Origin of the sequence: Pseudomonas sp. S09G 359 (assembly GCF_002843605.1) — a bacterium.
In the GTDB taxonomy this organism is placed as follows: domain Bacteria; phylum Pseudomonadota; class Gammaproteobacteria; order Pseudomonadales; family Pseudomonadaceae; genus Aquipseudomonas.
In genome coordinates this window covers 40359-63110 of record NZ_CP025263.1, presented here as the reverse complement: position 1 = coordinate 63110, position 22752 = coordinate 40359, and the positions used below count along the sequence as shown (strand labels likewise).

General features: G+C 62.1%; 23 protein-coding genes. 9 read left to right on the top strand and 14 right to left on the bottom strand.

Annotation, left to right across the window (positions count from 1 at the left end):
* The first annotated feature begins 84 nt into the window (after positions 1-84).
* Positions 85-1086, top strand: coding sequence for an LLM class flavin-dependent oxidoreductase (locus CXQ82_RS00300; protein WP_101265098.1), 1002 nt, complete (start codon positions 85-87; stop codon positions 1084-1086).
* Between the two features lie 118 nt (positions 1087-1204).
* On the opposite strand, the gene CXQ82_RS00295 is transcribed toward CXQ82_RS00300, so the two are convergent.
* Complete coding sequence (locus tag CXQ82_RS00295) at positions 1205-1432, bottom strand: DUF1161 domain-containing protein (RefSeq protein WP_101265096.1); 228 nt, start codon at positions 1430-1432, stop codon at positions 1205-1207.
* Positions 1433-1548: 116 nt separating this feature from the next.
* Complete coding sequence (locus tag CXQ82_RS00290; protein WP_003187305.1) at positions 1549-1764, bottom strand: dodecin; 216 nt, start codon at positions 1762-1764, stop codon at positions 1549-1551.
* A 156-nt stretch (positions 1765-1920) separates the two neighbouring features.
* Between CXQ82_RS00290 and CXQ82_RS00285 the strand changes: the two genes are divergently transcribed.
* On the top strand, positions 1921-2247 hold the full coding sequence (locus CXQ82_RS00285; protein WP_003170746.1) for a YqjD family protein: 327 nt from the start codon (positions 1921-1923) through the stop codon (positions 2245-2247).
* On the opposite strand, the gene CXQ82_RS00280 is transcribed toward CXQ82_RS00285, so the two are convergent.
* On the bottom strand, positions 2244-3140 hold the full coding sequence (locus CXQ82_RS00280) for a LysR family transcriptional regulator (RefSeq protein ID WP_101265094.1): 897 nt from the start codon (positions 3138-3140) through the stop codon (positions 2244-2246). The genes CXQ82_RS00285 and CXQ82_RS00280 overlap by 4 nt on opposite strands.
* Before the next feature lie 110 nt (positions 3141-3250).
* On the opposite strand from CXQ82_RS00280, the gene trpB reads away from it, so the two are divergent.
* From trpB to CXQ82_RS00265, 3 genes are all read left to right on the top strand, one after another.
* Complete coding sequence (gene trpB / locus CXQ82_RS00275; protein WP_101265092.1) at positions 3251-4477, top strand: tryptophan synthase subunit beta; 1227 nt, start codon at positions 3251-3253, stop codon at positions 4475-4477.
* Positions 4477-5286 (top strand): tryptophan synthase subunit alpha, encoded by an 810-nt coding sequence (gene trpA, locus CXQ82_RS00270; protein WP_101265090.1) that lies wholly within the window; start codon positions 4477-4479, stop codon positions 5284-5286. The genes trpB and trpA overlap by 1 nt, the downstream gene beginning before the upstream one ends.
* A 137-nt stretch (positions 5287-5423) precedes the next feature.
* Positions 5424-5864, top strand: a complete 441-nt coding sequence (locus CXQ82_RS00265; RefSeq protein ID WP_101265088.1) for an anti-virulence regulator CigR family protein — start codon at positions 5424-5426, stop codon at positions 5862-5864.
* A 177-nt stretch (positions 5865-6041) separates the two neighbouring features.
* Here the strand turns inward: CXQ82_RS00265 and CXQ82_RS00260 are convergent, their stop codons facing one another.
* The 6 genes from CXQ82_RS00260 to CXQ82_RS00235 all read right to left on the bottom strand — a co-directional run bounded on the left by CXQ82_RS00260 (position 6042) and on the right by CXQ82_RS00235 (position 11725).
* The gene (locus CXQ82_RS00260; RefSeq protein ID WP_101265086.1) at positions 6042-7352 is read right to left on the bottom strand and encodes an MFS transporter; all 1311 of its coding nucleotides are present in this window, start codon (positions 7350-7352) and stop codon (positions 6042-6044) included.
* A gap of 180 nt (positions 7353-7532) precedes the next feature.
* Entirely contained in the window at positions 7533-8681 is a 1149-nt protein-coding gene (dgoD, locus tag CXQ82_RS00255) for a galactonate dehydratase (protein WP_003170741.1), read from the bottom strand.
* 48 nt (positions 8682-8729) lie between these two features.
* A complete protein-coding gene (locus CXQ82_RS00250; RefSeq protein WP_101265084.1) occupies positions 8730-9350 on the bottom strand; it encodes a 2-dehydro-3-deoxy-6-phosphogalactonate aldolase in 621 nt (206 codons plus the stop codon).
* 1 nt (position 9351) lies between these two features.
* Positions 9352-10317: a 2-dehydro-3-deoxygalactonokinase gene (locus tag CXQ82_RS00245; RefSeq protein ID WP_101265082.1), complete on the bottom strand. Its 966-nt coding sequence runs from the start codon at positions 10315-10317 to the stop codon at positions 9352-9354.
* Positions 10318-10413: 96 nt separating this feature from the next.
* The gene (locus CXQ82_RS00240) at positions 10414-10743 is read right to left on the bottom strand and encodes a DOPA 4,5-dioxygenase family protein (protein WP_101265080.1); all 330 of its coding nucleotides are present in this window, start codon (positions 10741-10743) and stop codon (positions 10414-10416) included.
* Between the two features lie 31 nt (positions 10744-10774).
* On the bottom strand, positions 10775-11725 hold the full coding sequence (locus CXQ82_RS00235; RefSeq protein ID WP_101265078.1) for a LysR family transcriptional regulator: 951 nt from the start codon (positions 11723-11725) through the stop codon (positions 10775-10777).
* 103 nt (positions 11726-11828) lie between these two features.
* Here CXQ82_RS00235 and betC point away from each other — a divergent pair, with 103 nt between their 5' ends.
* The 3 genes from betC to CXQ82_RS00220 all read left to right on the top strand — a co-directional run bounded on the left by betC (position 11829) and on the right by CXQ82_RS00220 (position 16001).
* Positions 11829-13343, top strand: a complete 1515-nt coding sequence (betC, locus tag CXQ82_RS00230; protein ID WP_101265076.1) for a choline-sulfatase — start codon at positions 11829-11831, stop codon at positions 13341-13343.
* A 15-nt stretch (positions 13344-13358) separates the two neighbouring features.
* Positions 13359-14273 (top strand): choline ABC transporter substrate-binding protein, encoded by a 915-nt coding sequence (choX, locus tag CXQ82_RS00225; RefSeq protein WP_101265074.1) that lies wholly within the window; start codon positions 13359-13361, stop codon positions 14271-14273.
* A 159-nt stretch (positions 14274-14432) separates the two neighbouring features.
* A complete protein-coding gene (locus CXQ82_RS00220; protein ID WP_101265072.1) occupies positions 14433-16001 on the top strand; it encodes a SulP family inorganic anion transporter in 1569 nt (522 codons plus the stop codon).
* Between the two features lie 49 nt (positions 16002-16050).
* On the opposite strand, the gene aroE is transcribed toward CXQ82_RS00220, so the two are convergent.
* Both aroE and hemF read right to left on the bottom strand, forming a co-directional pair.
* Positions 16051-16869, bottom strand: a complete 819-nt coding sequence (gene aroE / locus CXQ82_RS00215; protein ID WP_101265070.1) for a shikimate dehydrogenase — start codon at positions 16867-16869, stop codon at positions 16051-16053.
* Positions 16869-17801, bottom strand: coding sequence for an oxygen-dependent coproporphyrinogen oxidase (gene hemF, locus CXQ82_RS00210; protein ID WP_101265068.1), 933 nt, complete (start codon positions 17799-17801; stop codon positions 16869-16871). The genes aroE and hemF overlap by 1 nt, the downstream gene beginning before the upstream one ends.
* Before the next feature lie 160 nt (positions 17802-17961).
* On the opposite strand from hemF, the gene CXQ82_RS00205 reads away from it, so the two are divergent.
* The gene (locus CXQ82_RS00205) at positions 17962-18939 is read left to right on the top strand and encodes a quinone oxidoreductase (RefSeq protein WP_101265066.1); all 978 of its coding nucleotides are present in this window, start codon (positions 17962-17964) and stop codon (positions 18937-18939) included.
* A gap of 1154 nt (positions 18940-20093) precedes the next feature.
* Here CXQ82_RS00205 and CXQ82_RS00200 read toward each other — a convergent pair.
* From CXQ82_RS00200 to CXQ82_RS00190, 3 genes are all read right to left on the bottom strand, one after another.
* Positions 20094-20651: an L-threonylcarbamoyladenylate synthase gene (locus CXQ82_RS00200; RefSeq protein ID WP_101265064.1), complete on the bottom strand. Its 558-nt coding sequence runs from the start codon at positions 20649-20651 to the stop codon at positions 20094-20096.
* 55 nt (positions 20652-20706) lie between these two features.
* The gene (gene dprA / locus CXQ82_RS00195; RefSeq protein ID WP_101265062.1) at positions 20707-21801 is read right to left on the bottom strand and encodes a DNA-processing protein DprA; all 1095 of its coding nucleotides are present in this window, start codon (positions 21799-21801) and stop codon (positions 20707-20709) included.
* 63 nt (positions 21802-21864) lie between these two features.
* Positions 21865-22641: a peptidoglycan-binding protein gene (locus CXQ82_RS00190; RefSeq protein ID WP_101265060.1), complete on the bottom strand. Its 777-nt coding sequence runs from the start codon at positions 22639-22641 to the stop codon at positions 21865-21867.
* Positions 22642-22752: the final 111 nt, after the last annotated feature.

Genomic DNA, 22752 nt, shown 5'->3' with positions numbered 1-22752 from the left:
GCCCTCATTGCATAGACCATGCACATGAAGCGGCAGGTTTTGGTTCGTCTAAAAAGCCTGCGCCCCCATTGGAGAAGCAGGCTTATGAAATCGCTGTCCGACGTTAAGTTCTCGACCCTCGACCTGGTGCCCGTGCGGGCCAACGGCAGTCCGGCGCAGTCGCTGCGCAATTCCCTGGACCTGGCCCAGCACGTGGAAAAGTTTGGCTACAACCGTTTCTGGGTGGCTGAACACCACAACATGGACGGCATCGCCAGCTCGGCCACCTCGGTGTTGCTGGGCTACCTGGCCGGTGGCACCTCGACGATTCGCGTCGGTTCCGGCGGCGTGATGCTGCCCAACCATGCGCCGTTGGTGATTGCCGAGCAGTTCGGCACCCTCGAAAGCCTGTACCCAGGGCGTATCGACCTGGGCCTGGGCCGCGCGCCCGGTTCCGACCAGATGACCGCCCGCGCCCTGCGCCGTGAACGCTCCGGCAGCGCCGATGAGTTCCCCGAAGACGTGGCCGAACTGATGGCCTACCTGGGCCCACGCACGCCAGACCAACGCATCATCGCCGTACCCGGCACCGGCACCAACGTGCCGGTGTGGCTGCTCGGTTCCAGCCTGTTCAGTGCGCAACTGGCCGGCGAGCGCGGTTTGCCCTACGCCTTCGCCTCCCATTTCGCACCGCGCCTCATGCACGAAGCGATTCGCGTGTACCGCAACCACTTCAAGCCTTCGGCCGTGTTGGACAAACCCTACGTGATGCTCGGCATTCCGCTGGTGGCGGCCGATACCGATGAGCAGGCCGAGTACCTGGCCACTTCGGTGTACCAACGCATCCTTGCGCTGATGCGCGGGCAAAGCCTGGTGCAGCGCCCGCCGGTCAAGACCATGGATGGCCTGTGGCTGCCGCATGAAAAAGATGCAGTCGGCAGCTTCCTCGGCCTGGCGATGGTGGGCAGCCCGGCGAAGATCCGCGCCAAACTGGAAGTGTTGATCGAGCAAACTGGCGCCGATGAGCTGATCTTTACCTGCGACCTGTACGAGCACGCCGACCGGATTCATTCCTACGAGCTGCTGGCACAGTTGATGAAGGGCTAAAACGAACCTGTGGCGAGGGAGCTTGCTCCCGCTGGGCTGCGTAGCGGCCCCAAAATAATGGGAGCGCTACGCACTCCAGCGGGAGCAAGCTCCCTCGCCACAAGTCTGCAGCACGGGATCAACCGCGCTTGTAGGCGATTTCCTTGGTGCCGCCTTCGCAGCTACCGACGACGGTGTGATCGGTGGGTGCCGCACCTTTATCCACCACCTCCAGCGAATAACCCGAAGCGCCCTTGGCGTCGATTTTCGCTGCAATTTCGCTTTTCAGCTCTTCACAAGGCTTGCCCGCCGCCAGGGCTGTGCCCGCAATGCTCAACAAACCTACCGCTAACAGGAACTTCTTCATCCGTTACTTTCCTTGCGCTGATCGAAAAGAGCGTGCCGACGCATTTCGCATCGGCACCCATTGGTTGTAGCGCAGGTTATGGCAATCGGCCAGTGAGCAAAGTTCAACAGGCGCGATCAACTACTGGCAATTCGGAACCCCACCTTGAGGGTGACCTGGAAGTGCGCGGCCTTGCCGTCCTTGATGTGGCCACGGGTTTCGGTCACTTCGAACCACTCCAAATGCTTGATGCTCTTGTTGGCTTCGGCCAGGGCGTTATTGATCGCATCTTCGATGCTGGTGGCAGACGAGCCGACCAGTTCGACTTTCTTGTAGGTGTGATGATCACTCATGGCAGTTCTCCTAAGGGTCGTTAAGCAAGCGTAGCAGTCAATGTTCGTACTGCTTCTGGCGACCGTTCCTACCCGAAAGTTCAGATTTACTGCACTTTCTGAAAACGCTGGAGTCGGTATCTACACATGCCACTCAATCACTTCAGGAGAGTCCACATGGCCAACACTTCTTTACGCAAAGCGTCGCTGGAAAGCATGGAAGCCGAGATTTCGAGCCTGCTCAAATCCCTTGAGAGCCTCAAGGACGATGCTTCCGACGAGTCGCGCAAAACCCTGAAGGCCCTGAAAAGCAATGCCGAGAATGCCCTTAAGCACTCCCGTCACCTGATCAGCGATGCCTACGAAGAAAGCAAAGTCAAAATCCGCGAAACCGGTGTTGCTACCCGGGATTACGCACAAGAGCACCCATGGACTACAGCCGGTGTCGCTGTAGGTGCATTGGGCCTGCTGGCGGCTTACCTGCTGTGCAAACGCGGCGATTAAATCGGTTGGCGCTGCAGCTCAGCCTTGAGCCACTGCGCCAGCTGACCAGCGCGCCCGTCTGCGGCGCGCTTGGGTAGCCACAACGCCAGGTGCGCCGGGGTTTCACTGAAACCCCACGGCGCCACCAGGCGACCCGCGCGCAAGTCCTCTGCCACCAGCGGCTCCGGCGCAATCGCTACACCCAAGCCGGCCACCGCCGCTTCCAGCAAATAATACAAATGTTCAAAACCCTGGCCGTGTTTCAACGCGCCGGGCTCAATGCCGTGTTGCTGCGCCCAACTGGGCCAGGCTTGCGGGCGTGAGGTGGTGTGTAACAGCGCTTCGCCGCACAGGGCCGAAGCGGGCGCCTGGCGCAGCCGCTCGTAACCGGCAAAGCGTGGGCTCATCACCGGGCCGATGCGCTCGCTGGCTAGCTCATACACCTGCATATCCGCCGGCCAGGGTGGCTCGGCAAATACCAGCAGGGCGTCCAGGCCGGGGCGGCGCGGGTCGAGGTCGCCGTCGCCGGCAGAGAGGTGCAGGCGCAAATCCGGCAGGTCCGCATTCAAGCGGCCCAGGCGCGGGATCAGCCAACGCGCCAGCAAACTGCCCGAACACCCCAGCACGAACGGCGCATCCGCGCTGGCCTGGGTGAGTTCGGCGCACACATCCCTTAAACGCTCGAATGCCTCGGCACTGGCATCCCGTAGCCGAACACCGGCATCTGTGAGTTTAAGGCCGCGCCCATCTTTGGCGAACAGGCTGACACCCAGGTGTTCTTCCAGCACCTTGAGCTGCCGGCTTACCGCGCCATGGGTCACGTGTAATCTTTCGGCAGCCTGGCTCACGCTGTTGAGCCGCGCAGTGGCTTCAAACGCGCGTAAAGCATTGAGGGGCGGAAGGTCTCGGCTCATCTGTGAGTTTTCCTGACAGGTTACGGCGATCTTATCGGTTTTCAGCGTGGAACGTCAGGGGTAGAGTGGCCGTCATTGTTTCCTACACCCATTCTTTCCTGGAGCGCCCCATGACTCAGTCCCAGACCGATCTGCGCAACGGCCCTGATGCCAGCGGCCTCTTCGGCGCCTTCGGCGGCCGCTACGTCGCTGAAACCCTGATGCCGTTGATCCTCGACCTGGCCCGCGAATACGAAGCGGCCAAGATCGATCCGGCATTCAACGAAGAATTGGCCTACTTCCAGCGCGACTACGTAGGGCGCCCAAGCCCGCTGTACTTCGCCGAGCGCCTGACTGAGTTCTGCGGTGGCGCCAAGATCTACCTCAAGCGCGAAGAGCTGAACCACACCGGCGCGCACAAGATCAATAACTGCATCGGCCAGATCCTGCTGGCCCGGCGCATGGGCAAAAAACGCATCATCGCCGAAACCGGCGCCGGCATGCACGGCGTGGCCACGGCTACCGTGGCGGCGCGCTTTGGCCTGCAATGCGTGATCTACATGGGCACCACCGACATCGAGCGCCAACAGGCCAACGTCTTCCGCATGAAGCTGCTGGGCGCCGAAGTGATCCCCGTGGTCGCCGGCACCGGCACTCTCAAGGACGCAATGAACGAGGCCCTGCGCGACTGGGTCACCAACGTCGACAGCACTTTCTACCTGATCGGCACCGTGGCCGGCCCACACCCATACCCCGCGATGGTGCGCGACTTCCAGGCCGTGATCGGCAAGGAAACCCGCACCCAGCTGCAAGCCCAGGAAGGCCGCCTGCCGGACAGCCTGGTGGCGTGCATCGGCGGTGGCTCCAACGCCATGGGCCTGTTCCATCCGTTCCTGGATGACACCAGCGTGGAAATCATCGGCGTTGAAGCCGCCGGCCATGGCATCGAAACCGGCAAGCATGCCGCCAGCCTCAACGGTGGCGTACCGGGCGTGCTGCACGGCAACCGCACCTTCCTGCTGCAGGACGACGACGGCCAGATCATCGACGCTCACTCGATTTCCGCCGGCCTCGACTACCCAGGGATCGGCCCGGAACACGCCTGGTTGCATGATATCGGCCGCGTCCAATACACCTCGGTGACCGACGACGAAGCCCTGGATGCCTTCCACAAATGCTGCCGCCTGGAAGGGATTATTCCTGCACTGGAAAGCGCCCACGCCCTGGCCGAAGTGTTCAAACGCGCACCGACCCTGCCGAAAGATCACCTGATGGTGGTCAACCTTTCCGGCCGTGGCGACAAAGACATGCAGACCGTCATGCACCATATGGAACAGTCAAAGCAGGAGAAACACTAATGAGCCGCCTGCAAACACGCTTCACGCAGCTTAAAGAACAAAACCGCGCCGCCCTGGTGACGTTCGTCACCGCCGGCGACCCGGGCTATGACACCTCGCTGGCGATCCTCAAGGGCTTGCCCGCCGCCGGTGCCGATGTGATCGAGTTGGGCATGCCCTTTACCGACCCGATGGCCGATGGCCCGGCCATCCAACTGGCCAACATCCGCGCGCTGGAAGCCAAGCAGAACCTGCTGAAAACCCTGCAGATGGTTCGCGAGTTCCGCAAAGACAACAACGACACCCCGCTGGTGCTGATGGGTTACTTCAACCCGATCCACAAATACGGCGTGCCGAAGTTCATCGCCGACGCCAAAGAGGCCGGTGTCGACGGCTTGATCGTGGTCGACATGCCACCTGAGCATAACGGCGAGCTGTGCGACCCGGCCCAGGCGGCGGGTATCGACTTTATCCGCCTGACCACGCCAACCACCGACGACGTGCGCCTGCCCACCGTGCTCAACGGCAGCTCCGGCTTTGTGTATTACGTGTCGGTGGCCGGTGTCACCGGCGCCGGTGCCGCAACCCTGGAGCACGTCGAAGAGGCCGTGGCCCGTCTGCGCCGGCATACCGACCTGCCGATCAGCATCGGCTTTGGTATCCGCACGCCGGAACAAGCCGCCGCCATCGCGCGGTTGGCCGATGGTGTGGTGGTGGGGTCGGCACTGATCGATCACATCGCCTCTGCCAAAAATGATCAGCAAGCCATTGATGGCGTGCTGGGCCTGTGTGCAGCGCTGTCAGAAGGCGTGCGCAACGCGCGTAAGTAAGCGGCTCGTAAGCGGTAGGTAAAGTTCCTGATACAGAGGAATCATCCTCTCGATTCAGTACCTAAACTGACAAGACCAAGGGATTTCGAACCTCGTTCGAGATCCCTTTTTTGTGTGTGTGCCCTGAGGAATACCCGATGAAAATGCCTAAATCCGTGATTGCCGGCCTTGGCGTACTGGTGCTTGGCGCCAGCGCCCTGGTGCAAGCTGCACCGCCGGACCAGCGTGGTGATGACCGTGGCGGCCCGCAAGGCCAGCATGAGCAACGTGGCGACGACCATCGCGGCCCGCAGGACAACCGTCGCGGCGGCCCACCCCAGGACTTCGGCCCGGTGCGGCAGATCATCCACGACAACCACGGCCAGTTCTCCCGCGGCGCACCACCGCCACCGAATGTACGCCTGGTGCGCGGCCAGCCGCTGCCACGCGGTTACTACGGCGAACGCCTGGACAACCGCGCCCTGGCCCGCCTGCCGGTGTACCAAGGCTATGAATGGCGCCGCTCGGGGCCGGATGTGGTGTTGATTGCGGTGGGGACGGGCATCGTCTACGAGATTTTGGATGGTGTGCTCAACTAAAGCGCTGTTCTTGTGGACAGGGTGCTTATGTGGTGAACACGCTTGTGTGGCGAGCGGGCTTGCCCGCGTTGGAGTGCGCAGCGCTCCCGCTTTTTTCTGGGGCCGCTGCGCAGCCCAACGCGGGCAAGCCCGCTCGCCACATAAGCCCGCTTGCCACAGAAGTGCTGTTGCTACAGGTTATTCATTCAGCTCAATACGCTCGACTTTGCCTACCAACAATATGTAGGAAAGCGCCCCGAGCAACGCGAGCACTGCGATATAGGTGATCGCCGGCGCAAATGAGTCGCCACTGGCCAGGAAGCCAATCACGATCGGCGTGGCAATCGCCGACAGGTTGCCGATGAAGTTGAACACCCCACCGGTCAGCCCCAGCAAGCGCGCGGGTGCCAGGGTCGACACCAGCGACCAGGTGATCGACGCCAACCCATTGCCGAAAAACGCCAGTGCCAGGAACGCGATAACCCACGCCGTCGATTCCACATAGTTGGCACCGATGATCGCCGTGGAAATCAGCAGCCCGCCAATAATCGGCAACTTACGCGCAAAACCCACCGACGCCCCCCGGCGAATCAGCCAGTCGGAAAATACCCCCGAACACAGCACACCCACAAACGCGGCCAGGAATGGCAGTGACGCCAGCAAGCCAGACTTGATGAAGTCCATGCCGCGATATTTCACCAGGTAGGTCGGAAACCACGTCAGAAAAAACCACAGCGTGGAATTCAGGCAGAACTGGCCCAGGTAGATGCCCCAGAGCTTGCGCTTGCTCAGCACGATGCCCAGGTCGACCCAACTGAACGGCGCCTTGGTGGTTTGCGCCTGCATGTCCACCAGCCCGCCACCCTCGCGGATCAGCTCGATTTCAGCGCTGTTGGCGCCTTTGAAATCCTTGGGCTCGCGGTACACCGCGTACCAGATCAGCGCCCACACAATGCCCACGCCGCCGGTTGCGACAAACACCATGTGCCAGCCAAAGGCGTGTTGCAGCCAGGCCAGTACCGGGGTCAGGAACGCCAGCCCGACAAACTGCCCGGAGGTGTAAACGCCAATCGCCGTGGCGCGCTCGCGCTCGGGAAACCAGGTGGTGACGACGCGGCTGTTGATCGGGTACGCCGGAGCCTCAAGGGCGCCAACGGCCATGCGCAGTACAAACAGTGCGATAAAACTGGCGGCGAATCCGAGCATCACGGTGGCGATGGACCACAGCAGCAGGGCAGCGGTGTAGAGGATTCGCGGGGGCACCCGGTCCACCAGCCAGCCGCCGGGGATCTGCATGGCGGCGTAGGTCCAGCCGAACGCAGAGAAGATCAGCCCGACATGCACCGGGTCGATCCCCAGTTCACTGGTCAGCGCCGGAGCGGCAATCGACAGGTTGCTGCGGTCGAGGTAGTTGATCACCACGGTGATAAACAGCAGCACCATGATGAAGAAGCGCTTTCTGCTGGGCGTGACTAAAGAAGCCTGCCCGGTGAGGGATTCAGGGTGCATGGGGGGGTGCCTCTTGTTATGTTTATTGAGGACAAATCTTGCTGAAGAAACCGGGATCAAATGTGGGAGGGGGCTTGCCCCCGATGGCAGAGTGTCAGTCCGCATCTTCGGCGGCTGGTTTACCGCTATCGGGGGCAAGCCCCCTCCCACATTTTTTAACCCTATTTCTTCAGCTAGAAATCACCACTCGGCAAAGCTGCCGTCGGCATGGCGCCAGATCGGGTTACGCCAGCGGTGGCCGATGGCCGCGCGTTCGATCACGTATTCCTCGTTGATCTCGATGCCCAGGCCCGGCCCGTTGGGGATCTTCACGAAGCCCTGGTCATAGTCGAACACGCCCGGGTCGCGCACGTAATCGAGCAAGTCGTTGCTCTCGTTGTAGTGAATGCCCAGGCTCTGCTCCTGGATAAACGCGTTGTAACAAACCGCGTCCAATTGCAGGCAAGCTGCCAAGGCGATCGGGCCCAGCGGACAGTGCAGGGCCAGGGCCACGTCGTAGGCTTCGGCCATGTTGGCGATCTTGCGGGTTTCGGTGATGCCGCCGGCGTGGGAAGCATCCGGCTGGATGATGTCGACATACCCTTCGCTGAGCACGCGCTTGAAGTCCCACCGCGAAAACAGGCGCTCGCCCAGGGCAATCGGGGTGCTGGTCAGCGGCGCCAGCTCCTTGAGGGCTTCGTAGTTTTCGCTGAGCACCGGCTCTTCGATAAACATCAGTTTGTACGGGTCCAACTCTTTCATCAGCACCTTGGCCATGGGCTTGTGCACCCGGCCATGGAAGTCCACGCCGATGCCGACGTTCGGCCCGACCGCATCACGCACGGCGGCAACGTTGGCCAGGGCCAGGTCGACTTTTTCGAAGCTGTCGACAAACTGCAATTCTTCGGTACCGTTCATTTTCACGGCAGTGAAGCCACGGGCCACGGCCTCTTTGGCGGCGCGGGCAGTGTCGGCCGGGCGGTCGCCGCCGATCCACGAATACACACGGATCTTGTCACGCACCTGGCCGCCGAGCAGGTCGCTGACGGACACGCCGAGGGCCTTGCCCTTGATGTCCCACAGCGCCTGGTCGATGCCGGCAAGGGCGCTCATGTGCACGGCGCCGCCACGGTAGAAGCCCCCGCGATAGAGCACGGTCCAGATGTCTTCGATGTTGCGTGGGTCTTTGCCGATCAGGTAGTCGGACAGTTCTTCAACGGCAGCGGCCACGGTATGGGCGCGGCCCTCGACCACGGGCTCACCCCAGCCGGTCACGCCCTGGTCGGTTTCGACCTTGAGGAAGCACCAGCGCGGCGGGACGATAAAGGTCGTCAGTTTGGTGATTTTCATCTGTTATCTCTCTTATAGATGCGGCGCCCATGGGCGCGGAACTTGATATCAGCTCAGGGCTTTCCAGGCGCCGACATACGCCTGGGCGCGGCTCGCGACCTGATCCACCGTCATGCCCGGTTTGAACAACCCGGACCCCAGCCCGAACCCCTTGGCGCCAGCGTCGATAAACACCTGCATGTTGTCCGGGGTAATGCCGCCCACCGGCAGCAGCAAGGTGCCCGCCGGCAATACCGCCAGCCACGCCTTGATCACTGAAGGGCCCATTTGCTCGGCCGGAAACAGCTTCAACACGTCAGCCCCTTCAGCCAAGGCGGCGAACGCTTCGGTGGGTGTGGCCACCCCCGGCGACAGGTACAAGCCGGCCGCCTTCGCCGCGCGCAAGACCTTGGCATCGCTGTGAGGCATGACGATCACCTGGCCGCCCGCCGCTTTGACCTGCTCGACCTGCTCCGGCGTCAACACCGTGCCGGCGCCGATCAGGCAATCGGCTGGCAGGCTGTCGCGCAGGGTGCGGATGCTGGTGTAAGGGTCCGGCGAATTCAGTGGTACTTCGATTACGCGAAACCCGGCGTCGTACAAAACTTGACCAACCGCCTGGGCTTCGCCCGGGGTTACGCCACGCAGGATTGCGATTAAACCGTTGTGTGCGAGTGCTTGCTTGAGCATGTCAGGCCTCCGTTACTGGTTGAGTGAGCCCGGCCGCGACCGCCAGTTGCCACAGGCCGCGCTCGGTGGCTTCCTGCGCCAGGCTGACGTGGGCAAAACCGCACAGGGCGAGGGCGCGTTGGTAGCGGGCGCAGAGGGCAGCGGCGCCGACCAGGATGATCGGCTGCTGCTTGGCGTGCTCCGGTAGGCCGGCGAGTTCATGGCCGATAAGCAGGCCGGACAGGTAATCAGGCTGTTGCTCGGCGGCCAGTTCGGCGGTGAGGCCCAGGGTGCGCGCGCTGAACAGCGTCGACAGCACGCCGCGCTGGCCGTCTTGCGATAGCGCCACGCGCACGCCGCGATCAAACGCGTCGGCCTGGAACTCTGCAGAGGCTTTTTGGGTGCGCCCCAGGATGCTGTGCTTGCTCAGCACCGCAAACACCTCGCCTGTCATGAAGGTGTCGAAATGCGTGATGCGGCCTTCGACCACCTCGACCCATTTGGAATGGCTGCCGGGCAGGCCGATCAACACGTTATCGGTGGCCGGCAGGCTTTGCAGCACGCCGAGCACCTGGGTTTCTTCGCCGCGCATCACATTGGGCAACCCGACCTGCTCGATCACGCCGGGCACGATGTGCACCGTCACACCCCGCTGGCTGCATAGGCTATGCAGTGCCTGGCCCAGGCTGGCGACGTCGACGGGGGTATTGCGGTAGGCCGCTTCGCTCCAGCCCTGGGCGCTGCCGACCATGCCGCAGGCGATCACCGGCAAGTCGGGTTGGGCGTCGAGCCAGTCGCCGCACGCCGCATCGAACGCCAACTCGAAGCCATCGCTGCAGCGCACACCGGCGATGTCCCGGGGCTCGCTGGGCAGGTGCATGATGCCAGTGGCCAGCGCGCGCTGTTCCAGCACCACGCCGGCCGAGCCGAGTTTATAAGCACGAAGGGAGCTGGTCCCCCAATCGAGCGCGATCAATTGCGCCTGCATCGCTTCACCTGAGTTCTGAGCGGATGCAGCGAATATAAACCTATGCCTTAGGAAGTCTCAATATATAAATATCAATCCCATATTTAGGGATTGGATTTAAGAAAACACAGACAAATTCAGCTCACGCATCGCGCCCATCCAAATGGCGTAGTCGGTGTGATCCTTGAGGTCATCGCCGGTATTGGGGTGCAGGAACACCACCAGCCCATTGCGATGGATCACCAGCCACGGCAGCACCACCCCGATATATTCGGCATCGAACGCCAACTGGCAGCTCCAGTCCGGATGCGGCCCCACCGGCCGTTCGTGCACGCGGCCCATACGCAGCGGGAAGAGTTTGGCGGCGTCTTCGCATAAGGTGCGCGCCTGGTCGAGGGTGCTGGCGTCAAAGTAGATGTGGGCGTGGTAGCCCTTGATGCGTTGCATGACGAACTCCGGATCAAATATGCGCCAAATCCTAGACCGCAATCGAAGGCAGGGCCAGCCCGGTCAGTGATTGCGCGCTGCTGGCCTGTTCCGCCACCAGCCAGTCCACAAACCGCTCCACCAACTGCCCCCGACGTTTGCGTTGGGGCTGCACCACGTAATAGCCGAAGCGCGAGATCACCGTGTCGCTGATCGGCCGGCACAGCCAGTTCTGCTCCAGCAGGTTATCCACCAAATGACGCCAGCCGATGGCCACGCCCTGGCCGGCAATCGCCGCCTGGATCAGCAGGGTGTAATTGTCGAAGCGCAGTTGGCCGGGGGTGGGCGCGGTGCTGATGCCCAGCTCGCGAAATACCCCGCTCCAGTCGAACCACTGGCTGTTGTTTTCCTGGCGCAGGTGCAGCAGCGGGTAATCGTGCAAATTTTGTACAGTCAGCGGCGTGGCTTGGGTCTTCAGCCACTGCGGGCTGCACACCGGGAACACTTCTTCGTTGAACAACCACAGGCTGTCGCCCTGTTTGAACCGGCCATCGCCAAACAGCACCGCCACGTCGATGTCACTGCGCAAGGTGGCGTGGTTGCGCTCGCTGGTCACCAGGCTCACGTCCACTTGCGGGTTGGCCTGGTGGAAGCGATGCAGGCGCGGCATCAGCCAATAGGCGGCGAAAGCGAAGTCGGTGGCCACTTGCAGCACTTCATGCTGGTCCTGCTGGGTGATCGCACTCAGGCCCTGGTTGATGGCCTGCAAGCCGCCTTGCACGTGCTCGAACAGCAGGGCGCCAGCGTCGGTCAGCTCAATGCCCCGGTAGATGCGATCAAACAGTCGGATCACTAACTGTTCTTCGAGGCGCTTGATCTGCTGGCTGATGGCCGGCTGGGTGGTGCCCAGCTCCATCGCGGCGGCGGTAAAACTGCGGTGGCGTGCGGCGGCTTCGAACGCGCGCAGCAGGTCGAGGGACAGGTCACCGAGGGCTTCATACATAAGCTGTGCTTATCCTAGACATTGCTTTTCATGGGCTTTACCCCATTTTCCATGGGCTGCATGCTCATTCGCATAAACACCGCCTATGGAATGCCGATAGATCATGAAGCGCAAGAACATTCTTTTCATCATGGCCGATCAAATGGCCGCGCCGATGCTGCCGTTCTACGGACCTTCCCCGATCAAATTGCCGAACTTGAGCCGCCTCGCCGCACAGGGCGTGGTGTTCGACGCCGCGTATTGCAACAGCCCGCTGTGCGCGCCCTCGCGCTTTACCCTGGTAAGCGGCCAGTTGCCGAGCAAGATCGGCGCCTACGACAACGCGGCAGATTTCCCCGCCGATGTACCGACCTATGCCCACTACCTGCGTCGCCTCGGCTACCGCACCGCGCTGTCGGGCAAGATGCACTTCTGTGGCCCCGACCAACTGCACGGCTACGAAGAACGCCTGACCAGCGACATCTACCCCGCCGACTACGGCTGGGCCGTGAACTGGGACGAGCCGGACGTGCGCCCCACCTGGTACCACAATATGTCTTCGGTGCTGCAGGCCGGCCCGTGCGTGCGCACCAACCAGCTGGATTTCGACGAGGAAGTGGTGTTCAAGGCCCAGCAATACCTGTTCGACCACATCCGCGAAGACGGCGACCAGCCGTTCTGCCTCACGGTGTCGATGACCCACCCACACGACCCGTACACCATTCCCAAGCCGTTCTGGGATCTGTACGACGACAACGACATCCCATTGCCTACAACGCCGGCCCAGGCCGACCTCGACCCGCATTCCCAGCGCCTCCTCAAGGTCTATGACCTGTGGGATAAACCGCTGCCTGTGGACAAGATCCGCGATGCGCGCCGCGCCTACTTTGGCGCGTGCAGCTACATCGACAGCAATGTCGGCAAGCTCCTGCAGACCCTGGAAGACACTGGCCTGGCTGACGACACGATCATCATTTTCTCCGGCGACCATGGCGACATGCTCGGCGAACGGGGCCTCTGGTACAAAATGCACTGGTTTGAAATGGCCGCCCGCGTGCCGCTGCTGGTCAGTGCGCCGGGGCAGTTTGCCGCGGGCCGCGTGAGCAAAGCCGTGTCCACTGCCGACCTGTTGCCGACCCTGGTGGCACTGGCCGGCGGTGAGCTGGACCCGCGCCTGCCGCTGGACGGCCGGTCACTGGTCCCGCACTTGCAAGGGCAGGGCGGGCACGACGAAGTGTTTGGCGAGTACATGGCCGAAGGCACCATCAGCCCGTTGATGATGATTCGCCGAGGCGCCTACAAATTCATCTACAGCGAAGACGACCCTTGTCTGCTGTTCGATGTTCACAACGACCCACGGGAGCAGGAAGAACTCAGCCAGTCGCCGCAGTATCGGGCACTGTTTGCGGCCTTCCTGGACGAGGCGCGGGCCAAATGGGACATCCCGGCGATCCACCAACAGGTGCTCGCCAGCCAACGCCGCCGCCGTCTGGTGTTTGAAGCACTGACCGAAGGCAAGCTGAAGAGCTGGGATCACCAGCCGCTGGTGGACGCCAGTCAGCAATACATGCGCAACCATATCGACCTCGACGACCTGGAGCGCAAGGCACGTTATCCACAACCCTGCCAAAACCAATAAAACTGAGGGAAGGCCATGCAAAAGTTAACCGTAGTGTTGGGCATGTTGGTGCTGGGCAGCGCCAACGTGTATGCGGACGCCAGTTGTAACACGGTGAAAATGGCCGATCCGGGCTGGAGCGACATTGCCGCAACCAATGCCATCACCGGCTTTTTGCTGACGGGCATGGGCTACAAACCCAAGGTCGACACCCTGGCGGTGCCCATCACGTTTGGCGGGCTGAAGGATGGCCAGGTGGATGTGTTCCTGGGCAACTGGATGCCGGCGCAGCAGGGCTTCTACGACAAGTTCGTGGCCAATGGCGATGTTGTGCAACTGGCCAAGAACCTCGACGGCACCGAGTTCACCCTCGCCGTGCCGGACTACGTGTGGGACGCGGGCGTGCATGACTTTGCCGACCTGAACAAGTTTGCCGACAAGTTCGACAAGAAGATCTACGGCATCGGCTCCGGTGCGCCGGCGAACATTTCGTTGCAGGAGATCATCAAGAAGAATGACTTCGACCTCGGCCAGTGGAAGCTGGTGGAGTCGAGTGAACAGGCGATGCTCGCCGAAGTGTCGCGGGCGGTGAAGAAGCAGAAATTCGTCACCTTCCTGGGCTGGACGCCACACCCGATGAACGTGCAGCTGAAAATGCATTACCTCAAGGGTGGCGAAAAGTATTTTGGTGACACCGGCAGCGTGTATACCTTGACCCGCAAAGGCTATGCACAGGCTTGCCCGAATGTCGGGAAACTGCTGACCAACCTGAGTTTTACCCAGGAGATGGAGAACAGCATCATGGCTGAGGTGGCCAACAACAAGGTCAGCAATGCCGATGCGGCAAAGGCCTGGATCAAGGCGAACCCGGCGGTGTTGGATAAGTGGTTGGAGGGTGTGAAAACCGTTGATGGCCAGGATGCGTTGGCCGCAGTAAAAGCCAAGCTCTAAAGCCCAACACAATCCCAATGTGGGAGGGGGCTTGCCCCCGATTGCGGTGTGTCAGCCAACCCCTGTATAGCTGACAGGACCCCATCGGGGGCTAGCCCCCTCCCACAGGGATCTATGTGTGCTGATACTCTGAGCTAACCCTTTTTAACCGAGTCTGAGATGCCCCGGCCAACACGCCAATCACTCTTCCCCTTCCTCGCCTGGCTCCCACGCCAAACCCGCGCCAGCGTCGGGCGGGACGCGATCGTCGGCCTCAGCGGCGCCGTGCTCGCCCTGCCGCAGTCGATTGCCTACGCGCTGATCGCCGGTCTCCCACCGGAGTACGGCTTGTACGCCGCCATCATCCCGGTACTGATCGCCTGCCTCTGGGGCTCGTCCTGGCACTTGATCTGCGGCCCCACGGCGGCAATTTCGATTGTTCTCTACGCCAGCGTCAGCCCGCTGGCCGTACCGGGATCACAGGACTACATCACCCTGATCCTGCTGCTGACCTGCCTCGCCGGGGTATTCCAGTGGCTGCTCGGCATGCTGCGCTTCGGCGCGCTGGTGAATTTTGTCTCCCACTCGGTGGTACTCGGCTTTACCCTGGGCGCTGCCGTGGTGATTGCCCTGGGGCAACTGCCCAACCTGTTGGGGCTGGACTTGCCCAGCCAGGCCACGGCGATCAATAGCCTGCTGGCACTGATCCACCACAGCGGCGAGTGGGACCATGCGTCACTGGCCCTGGGCCTGGGTACCTTGCTGGTGGGCGCAGCGCTCAAGTACCTGGTGCCGCGCTGGCCGACGCTGCTGATCGCGCTGGCCCTGGGCAGCCTGGCGGCGTGGGTGTGGCCTGGGATGTTCGGGCATGTGGCGCTGGTCAGTTCGTTTATCGGCAAACTGCCGCCGTTCAGCCCGTTGCCGATGGACCTGGACATGATTCTGCGCCTGCTGCCCAGCGCCGTGGCGGTGGGCATGCTGGGGCTGGTCACCAGCCTGTCGATTGCGCGCTCGCTGTCGGCGCGTTCGCAACAATTGCTCGACGCCAACCAGGAAGTCCGCGCGCAGGGCTTATCCAATATCGTCGGCGGATTTTTCTCCGGCTACTTGTCGGCCGGTTCGTTTACACGCTCGGGCCTCAGCTATGAAGCGGGCGCTTGCTCACCGTTGGCCGGGGTGTTCTCCGCGCTGTGGGTGGCACTGTTCGCACTGTTTGGCGCGGCCTTGATCGCGCATATCCCGATCCCGAGCATGGCCGCCAGCATCCTGCTGATCTGCTGGGGCCTGGTGGATCATCGCGGCATTCGCGCGTTGTTCCGCGTCAGCCGCGCCGAGTTTGTGGTGATGGGCCTGACCTGCGTCGCCACCTTGTTGCTGGAGCTGCAAACAGCGATCTATGCCGGTGTGTTGGCCTCATTGTTTTTCTACCTCAAGCGCACGTCGCAACCGCGGGTGCAGCAATGGCGCGACGGTGACGAAGATGTGTTGCGGGTAGGCGGTTCGATCTTTTTCGGCGCCAGCCATTACCTGCAAGTGCGCCTGCAACGCCTGTCGGGCGAGCGGGTGGTGATCGAGGCGCAGCAGATCAACTTTATCGACTATTCCGGGGTGGAGATGCTGCACCAGGAAGCGCGGCGGTTGCGGGGGTTGGGGCGTAGTTTAACGTTGCGCCGGGCCAGGCCGCAGGTCGTTGAAGAACTGCAAAAACTGGAAGGGGCCGACAACTGCCCCATCCATTTCAAAGACTGAATGCAGTTAAAAGTGGGCACAGCTCAAATCTGCCCACTTTAGATCGGTGTTAAGCCAACTGGCGGCGTAATTCAGCCAGCACCGGCGCCGAATCCGGGCGTACGCCGCGCCACAGGTAGAACGCTTCCGCCGCCTGTTCCACCAGCATGCCCAAACCATCCATCGCCACGGCTGCGCCTTGCTCGGTGGCCCAGCGGCAGAACGCGGTGGGTGCCTTGGCGTACATCATGTCGTAGCAAAAGGTCTTGCCCGGTTCGATCAGGCTGCCGGCAATCGGCGGTACATCGCCTGACAGGCTGGCGGACGTGGCATTGATGATCACGTCCACCGGCTCACGCAGCCAGTCGAAACCGCTGGCAGACACCGGGCCAAGATCGTCGAACAGCTCGGCGAGCAATTCAGCCTTTTCCACGGTGCGGTTGGCGATGATCAGCGAAGCCGGCCGCTCGGCCAGCAAAGGCTCTAACGCCCCCCGCACCGCGCCACCCGCGCCGAGCAACAGGATGCGCTTGCCTTGCAGGCTCAACCCGGCGTTTACCGTCAGGTCGCGCACCAGGCCGGCACCGTCGGTGTTGTCGCCCAGCAAGGTGCCGTCGGCCAGCTTGCTCAGGGTGTTCACCGCGCCGGCGCGTTGCGCGCGTTCACTCAAGGTGTTGGCCAGGCGGTAGGCGTCTTCCTTGAACGGCACGGTGACGTTGGCGCCACGGCCGTGCTCGAAAAACTCACGGGCACAGCCGATGAAATCCTCCAAAGGCGCGAGCAAGGTGCTGTAGTCCAATTGCTCACCGGTCTGCTCGGCAAACATGCGGTGAATCAACGGCGACTTGCTGTGGCCGATGGGGTTACCGAATACGACATATTTATCCATCAGACAGCCGCCTTTGGCGCGGCGAGGCCCAGCCAGTCGCGGTCTTGCAGGAAGTAGTCAGTGAGGCGTGCTTCTTCGCTGCCGGCCTCGGCTTTCCAGTCGTAGCTCCAGCGCACTTGCGGCGGCAGCGACATCAGGATCGACTCGGTACGCCCGCCCGACTGCAGGCCGAACAGGGTGCCACGGTCATACACCAGGTTGAACTCGACGTAGCGACCACGGCGAAACTCCTGGAATTCGCGTTGCTGCTCGGTATACGCCAGGGCCTTGCGGCGCTGCACGATCGGCAGGTAGGCGTCGATGTACGCATCACCGATGGCGCGGATGAAGGCGAAGCAGGTGTCGAAATCCCACTCGTTCAAATCATCGAAGAACAGGCCGCCGATGCCACGCGGTTCATTGCGATGCTTGATGTGGAAGTAGCTGTCGCACCAAGCCTTGTAGCGCGAATACACGTCGGCGCCGAACGGTGCACAGGCCTGCTCGGCCACGCGGTGCCAGTGGATGCAGTCTTCTTCGTTGCCGTAGTAGGGCGTGAGGTCGAAGCCGCCACCAAACCACCACACTGGTTCTTCGCCGTCTTTTTCAGCGATGAAAAACCGCACGTTGGCGTGGGAAGTCGGCACATGGGGGTTGTGCGGGTGGATCACCAGCGATACGCCAAGCGCTTCAAACCCACGACCGGCCAGCTCCGGGCGATGTGCACTGGCGGACGGTGGGAGGCCGCTGCCGAACACGTGGGAAAAGTTAACGCCGCCTTTTTCGATCACCACGCCGTTTTCGATCACACGGGTGCGACCGCCGCCGCCGGCAGGCCGGGTCCAGGCGTCTTCGATAAAGCGAGTGTCCGTCTCGAAGGTTTCCAGGGCGCTGCAAATGCGGTCTTGCAGGTCAAGCAGGTAGGCCTTTACAGCCTCGGTGCGGGTAGTCATGGCATCACCTTGAATCGGGCAAAGCTACGCGAGGCCATTGGGCGTCGGCGGCAAATGGGCGCACAGGATACCACCGCTCCCCGTTGCGCCGCAGTTGACGAAGATCAAGCTTAGGAGTGGGATAGGGGGCTACGCGAATTCGACCTCAGGAGATGTGCAGATGGCCAAACGTATCCAGTTCAGCGCCCATGGCGGCCCCGAAGTACTTGAATATGTGGACTACACGCCGGCGGAGCCGGGCCCGCAGCAGGTTCGCGTGCGCAACGAGGCCATTGGCCTGAACTTCATCGACACCTATTTCCGCAGCGGCCTGTACGCACCGCCAGCCCTGCCATCGGGGTTGGGCGCCGAGGGCGCCGGGGTGGTGGATGCGGTGGGCAGTGAAGTCAGCCAGTTCAAAGTCGGCGACCGCGTGGCCTACGGCAGCGGCCCGCTCGGTGCCTACAGCCAATTGCACGTGCTGCCGGCGGCCAACCTGGTGCACCTGCCGGACGACATCAGCTTTGAACAAGCTGCCGGTGCCATGCTCAAGGGCCTGACCGTGCAGTACCTGCTACGCCAGACCTATGAGTTGAAGGGTGGCGAAACCATTCTGTTCCACGCCGCCGCCGGTGGCGTGGGCTCCCTGGCCTGCCAATGGGCCAATGCCCTGGGCGTGAAGCTGATCGGCACGGTCAGCTCGCCAGAAAAAGCCGCTCTGGCCAAATCCCTCGGCGCCTGGGAAACCATCGACTACAGCAAGGAAGACGTCGCACAGCGCGTACTGGAATTGACCGACGGCAAAAAAGTCCCGGTGGTGTACGACGGTGTCGGCAAGGACACCTGGCTGACCTCCCTGGACAGCGTGGCTCCGCGCGGGCTGGTGGTGAGCTTCGGGAATGCCTCGGGCGCGGTGGATGGTGTGAACCTGGGGATTCTGTCGGCCAAGGGCTCGCTGTATGTAACCCGGCCGACCTTGGCGACCTACGCCAACAACCCGGCGAACTTACAGGCAATGGCCGACGACCTGTTCTCGATGATCAAAAGCGGCAAGGTGCGCATTGATATCAACCAGCGTTACTCGCTGGCGGAGGCGGCCAAGGCGCAGACGGAGTTGTCGGCGCGGCGCACGACTGGCTCCACAATTCTGCTGCCGTAAGGCGATAGATCTTAGGGGAGTTGAAGGCCTCATCGCGGGCAAGCCCCCTCCCACATTTTGATCGGGTTCCAACTGGAGAAACTCGATCAAATGTGGGAGTGGGCTTGCCCGCGATGGGCGCGACGCGGTCTCAGGAAGGCCGCACCACTTCACCCGTCGCCAGGCTGGCGGAGGCGGCCAAGGCGTAGACGGAATTGTCGGGGCGGCGCACTACTGGCTCCACCATTCTGTTGCCTTGACCGCTCTTTGTGGCGAGGGAGCTTGCTCCCGTTGGGCCGCGAAGCGGCCCCAGAACAGACAATGGCGTTTCTTCAGGTAAATCGCATTCTCTGGTTTTGGGCCTGCTGCGCAGTCCAACGGGAGCAAGCTCCCTCGCCACAAAAGCGCTAGGAAGGCCGCACCACTTGACCCGTCCCCAGGCTGGCGGAGGCGGCCAAGGCGTAGACGGAGTTGTCGGGGCGGCGCACTACTGGCTCCACCATTCTGTTGCCTTGACCGCTCTTTGTGGCGAGGGAGCTTGCTCCCGTTGGGCCGCGAAGCGGCCCCAGAACAGACAATGGCGTTTCTTCAGGTAAATCGCATTCTCTGGTTTTGGGCCTGCTGCGCAGTCCAACGGGAGCAAGCTCCCTCGCCACAAAAGCGCTAGGAAGGCCGCACCACTTGACCCGTCGCCAGGCTGGCGGAGGCGGCCAAGGCGTAGACGGAATTGTCGGGGCGGCGCACTACTGGCTCCACCACTCTGTGGCCTTGACCGCTATTTGTGGCAAGGGAGCTTGCTCCCGTTGGGCCGCGAAGCGGCCCCAGAACAGACAATGGCGTTTCTTCAGGTAAATCGCATTCTCTGGTTTTAGGCCTGCTGCGCAGTCCAACGGGAGCAAGCTCCCTCGCCACAAAAGCGCTAGGAAGGCCGCACCACTTCACCCGTCGCCAGGCTGGCGGAGGCGGCCAAGGCGCAGACGGAATTGTCGGGGCGGCGCACTACTGGCTCCACCATTCTGTTGCCTTGACCGCTCTTTGTGGCGAGGGAGCTTGCTCCCGTTGGGCCGCGAAGCGGCCCCAGAACAGACAATGGCGTTTCTTCAGGTAAACCGCATTCTCTGGTTTTAGGCCTGCTGCGCAGTCCAACGGGAGCAAGCTCCCTCGCCACAAAAACGCTAGGAAGGCCGCACCACTTCACCCGTCGCCAGATTGCGAATCAGGCTCGGGTTCTTGCGCCCACCCAGGGCGCCGCCCAGCACCAGGTCCACCTGGCCACGGAAATACTGCTCCACGCGAATCCGCGTGCGCGCAGCCGGGCGGCCTTGGGGGTTGGCCGAGGTGGAAATCAACGGCCCGACCAGCGAGCACAGGTCCCGCACCAATGGGTGATCGGTCACCCGCAGCGCAACCGTGTCGTGCACACCGGTAACCCACTCCGGCAACAAATCCTGGTGAGGCACAAGCCAGGTATTCGGCCCTGGCCAGGTACTGGCCATGCGGTCGATCCAGTCCTGAGGGAAGTCTTCGAAGAGAAAATCGAACTGGCGAATGTTGTCTGCCACCAGGATCAGGCCCTTGTCGACCGAACGGTTCTTGATCGCGAGCAAACGGTCTACTGCTTCTTCATTCCACGGGTCGCAGCCCAGGCCCCACACTGCTTCGGTTGGATAGGCAATCACCGCGCCTGCACGAATTTCCCGTGCGGTTTCCAGCACACGCCACCTGTTGACCATTGCTCACTCTCCGGACTTAAAGCTCTGCGCAGTTTACCGATCTTCTTTACAAAACCTAGCAGCGCGCAAGCCAGCGCCCGTTTTCGCAGATAACCAAGCCTTCCAGCTCAAGCTCGGTCAGTGTCGCCAGCACCTGGGACAACGGCCGGCCGCTGGCAATCGCCAAGGCTTCGCTGGTGTGGGGCGCCGCGTGCAACAACGCTACCAGCGGGTGAGTGACCGCTATCGGGGCCGGGCGTGACAAGGCCTGCCAGCCGCGTAACCCTTCCAGAATGTGTTCGATGGTTTCCACCAGCACGGCGCCGTCGCGGATCAACTGGTGGCAACCCTTGGCGCCAGGATGGTGGATAGAACCCGGGATCGCATACACCTCGCGGCCTTGTTCGGCGGCTAGTTTTGCGGTGATCAGCGACCCGCTGGCCATGCTGGCTTCCACCACCAGAACGCCCAGGGACAGGCCGCTGATAATCCGATTGCGGCGTGGAAAGTTCGCCGACTGGGGTGGGGCATCCAGCGGAAACTCGGAAACCACCGCGCTGCCTTGGGCAATCATCGCAGCAGCGAGCGCTTTGTGGCGCTGTGGATAAAAATTTTCCAGGCCGGTGCCGAGCACGCCGATTGTCTGGCCACCCACGTCCAGTGCGGCTTGGTGCGCAGCACCGTCGATGCCCAATGCCAGGCCGCTGGTGATGACAAAACCGGCGCTCGCCAGGCTGCGGGAAAAAGCCGCGGCGGTGTCCATGCCTGGGCGCGAAGCGCGGCGGCTGCCGACCATCGCCAGTTGCGGTTTTTCCAGGATCGCTGGGTCGCCAGCGACGAATAAAAGCGGCGGTGCATCGTCGATCTGGGCAAGCAGCGCGGGGTACTCAGGCTGGTCCCACATCAGCAAATGCTGGGCCGGGCGCGCAAGCCAGTCCAGTGCAGCGCTGGCGCCATCGCGCACTTCGGGGCAGCGCCGGGCATCGGCGCTGACGACTGGCAAGCCGAGGGCACGCCAGGCACTCGCAGGCGCACTGATGGCTTTTGAAGCCGAGCCGAATGCTTCTATCAATAGGTGAAAACGTTTGGGACCTAGCTCCGGCAGCCTGTGCAAGCGTAGTCGGGCTTCCAGTTCTGACGGGGAAATTTCGGAGCGTTTTATCGGAAACATCTGATCATCCTTGATCGGAACAAGTTGTGGATAACTCTGTTGGTAACTTATTTAGCAGGCTACTTATTGCGTTTGGCGGGCAGTCTCGAAACGATCCATTACTGCCAGCGCACGTGAGGCATTGAGCACCAGCCCGTAACTGAGCTTTTCATAAGTACGAAACACCAGCAGGGTGCCAGCGCGCTCATCGGGGAGCTTTGCCGGAGCGCCGCTGAGGGGGTCACGGACAGTGGCGCCAGCTTTGATGATGCTCAGTAATTGGCCCTCGACCAGCCCCTCCCGACGGCCTTTGTTGAGTGTTACGGCGTCCAGAACGCCGATCTGGGTCACACCCTTGGGGATATCGATGATGTGTCCTTGAATAAACGGTGCCGAAGCCGGCGCTGCCAGGCTTGCCGGATCGACCGGCGGCTGCATGCGGAGCAGGCGGTCGCCCGGGCGAACCTCTTGTGTCACCCGGTGCACCGCCAGGGTAGTGAGATCGCCTGCGGTGACAAACCGCGCAGTGCCAATGTCGTCGGCGTTAACCCCCAGCAACTCCTGGGTTTGAGGGTCGGTGTAGGCCTTGCCGCGTCGCACGATTGCGTAGCTTGGCTGGGTCGGGTCCAAGTGGCCCCGAGCATGCACGCGCTCGCCATTGGCGCCCAACACCCGCCCGCTCTCGGCCGCGACAATGTAGGGGGCGTGGTCAAGGTCTGCGGGCGTATCAAGCATGCGGTTATGCAGTAAAAAGCGCTGGATGGCCTGTTGCGTCGCTGGATCCAGGCGCTGGGCGGGCGGGGGAAGCAGGGCCATGGCAAACGGGGCCCACAGCAGCAAGACGAGTAGCGATTTCCTCATGGGGTGAATCTCCTTTATTATGTGTGTTCGCGTGAAACGCCAGAGCCTTCGCGGCTTTTGAGCCTTTCACACCGGTCGTGTGGGTCCATCCCAACGCCGATTTGCCTCTAC

Coding starts and splice junctions, on each gene's coding strand:
- hemF (WP_101265068.1), bottom strand. CDS start 17,801: ATGACTACCCGCACCGAGGCTGTAAAGGCCTACCTGCTTGACCTGCAA.
- CXQ82_RS00285 (WP_003170746.1), top strand. CDS start 1,921: ATGGCCAACACTTCTTTACGCAAAGCGTCGCTGGAAAGCATGGAAGCC.
- CXQ82_RS00220 (WP_101265072.1), top strand. CDS start 14,433: ATGCCCCGGCCAACACGCCAATCACTCTTCCCCTTCCTCGCCTGGCTC.
- CXQ82_RS00200 (WP_101265064.1), bottom strand. CDS start 20,651: ATGGTCAACAGGTGGCGTGTGCTGGAAACCGCACGGGAAATTCGTGCA.
- CXQ82_RS00300 (WP_101265098.1), top strand. CDS start 85: ATGAAATCGCTGTCCGACGTTAAGTTCTCGACCCTCGACCTGGTGCCC.
- dgoD (WP_003170741.1), bottom strand. CDS start 8,681: ATGAAAATCACCAAACTGACGACCTTTATCGTCCCGCCGCGCTGGTGC.
- betC (WP_101265076.1), top strand. CDS start 11,829: ATGAAGCGCAAGAACATTCTTTTCATCATGGCCGATCAAATGGCCGCG.
- CXQ82_RS00235 (WP_101265078.1), bottom strand. CDS start 11,725: ATGTATGAAGCCCTCGGTGACCTGTCCCTCGACCTGCTGCGCGCGTTC.
- CXQ82_RS00265 (WP_101265088.1), top strand. CDS start 5,424: ATGAAAATGCCTAAATCCGTGATTGCCGGCCTTGGCGTACTGGTGCTT.
- CXQ82_RS00280 (WP_101265094.1), bottom strand. CDS start 3,140: ATGAGCCGAGACCTTCCGCCCCTCAATGCTTTACGCGCGTTTGAAGCC.
- CXQ82_RS00205 (WP_101265066.1), top strand. CDS start 17,962: ATGGCCAAACGTATCCAGTTCAGCGCCCATGGCGGCCCCGAAGTACTT.
- CXQ82_RS00260 (WP_101265086.1), bottom strand. CDS start 7,352: ATGCACCCTGAATCCCTCACCGGGCAGGCTTCTTTAGTCACGCCCAGC.
- CXQ82_RS00295 (WP_101265096.1), bottom strand. CDS start 1,432: ATGAAGAAGTTCCTGTTAGCGGTAGGTTTGTTGAGCATTGCGGGCACA.
- choX (WP_101265074.1), top strand. CDS start 13,359: ATGCAAAAGTTAACCGTAGTGTTGGGCATGTTGGTGCTGGGCAGCGCC.
- CXQ82_RS00190 (WP_101265060.1), bottom strand. CDS start 22,641: ATGAGGAAATCGCTACTCGTCTTGCTGCTGTGGGCCCCGTTTGCCATG.
- trpB (WP_101265092.1), top strand. CDS start 3,251: ATGACTCAGTCCCAGACCGATCTGCGCAACGGCCCTGATGCCAGCGGC.
- trpA (WP_101265090.1), top strand. CDS start 4,477: ATGAGCCGCCTGCAAACACGCTTCACGCAGCTTAAAGAACAAAACCGC.
- CXQ82_RS00245 (WP_101265082.1), bottom strand. CDS start 10,317: ATGCAGGCGCAATTGATCGCGCTCGATTGGGGGACCAGCTCCCTTCGT.
- dprA (WP_101265062.1), bottom strand. CDS start 21,801: ATGTTTCCGATAAAACGCTCCGAAATTTCCCCGTCAGAACTGGAAGCC.
- CXQ82_RS00250 (WP_101265084.1), bottom strand. CDS start 9,350: ATGCTCAAGCAAGCACTCGCACACAACGGTTTAATCGCAATCCTGCGT.
- aroE (WP_101265070.1), bottom strand. CDS start 16,869: ATGGATAAATATGTCGTATTCGGTAACCCCATCGGCCACAGCAAGTCG.
- CXQ82_RS00240 (WP_101265080.1), bottom strand. CDS start 10,743: ATGCAACGCATCAAGGGCTACCACGCCCACATCTACTTTGACGCCAGC.
- CXQ82_RS00290 (WP_003187305.1), bottom strand. CDS start 1,764: ATGAGTGATCATCACACCTACAAGAAAGTCGAACTGGTCGGCTCGTCT.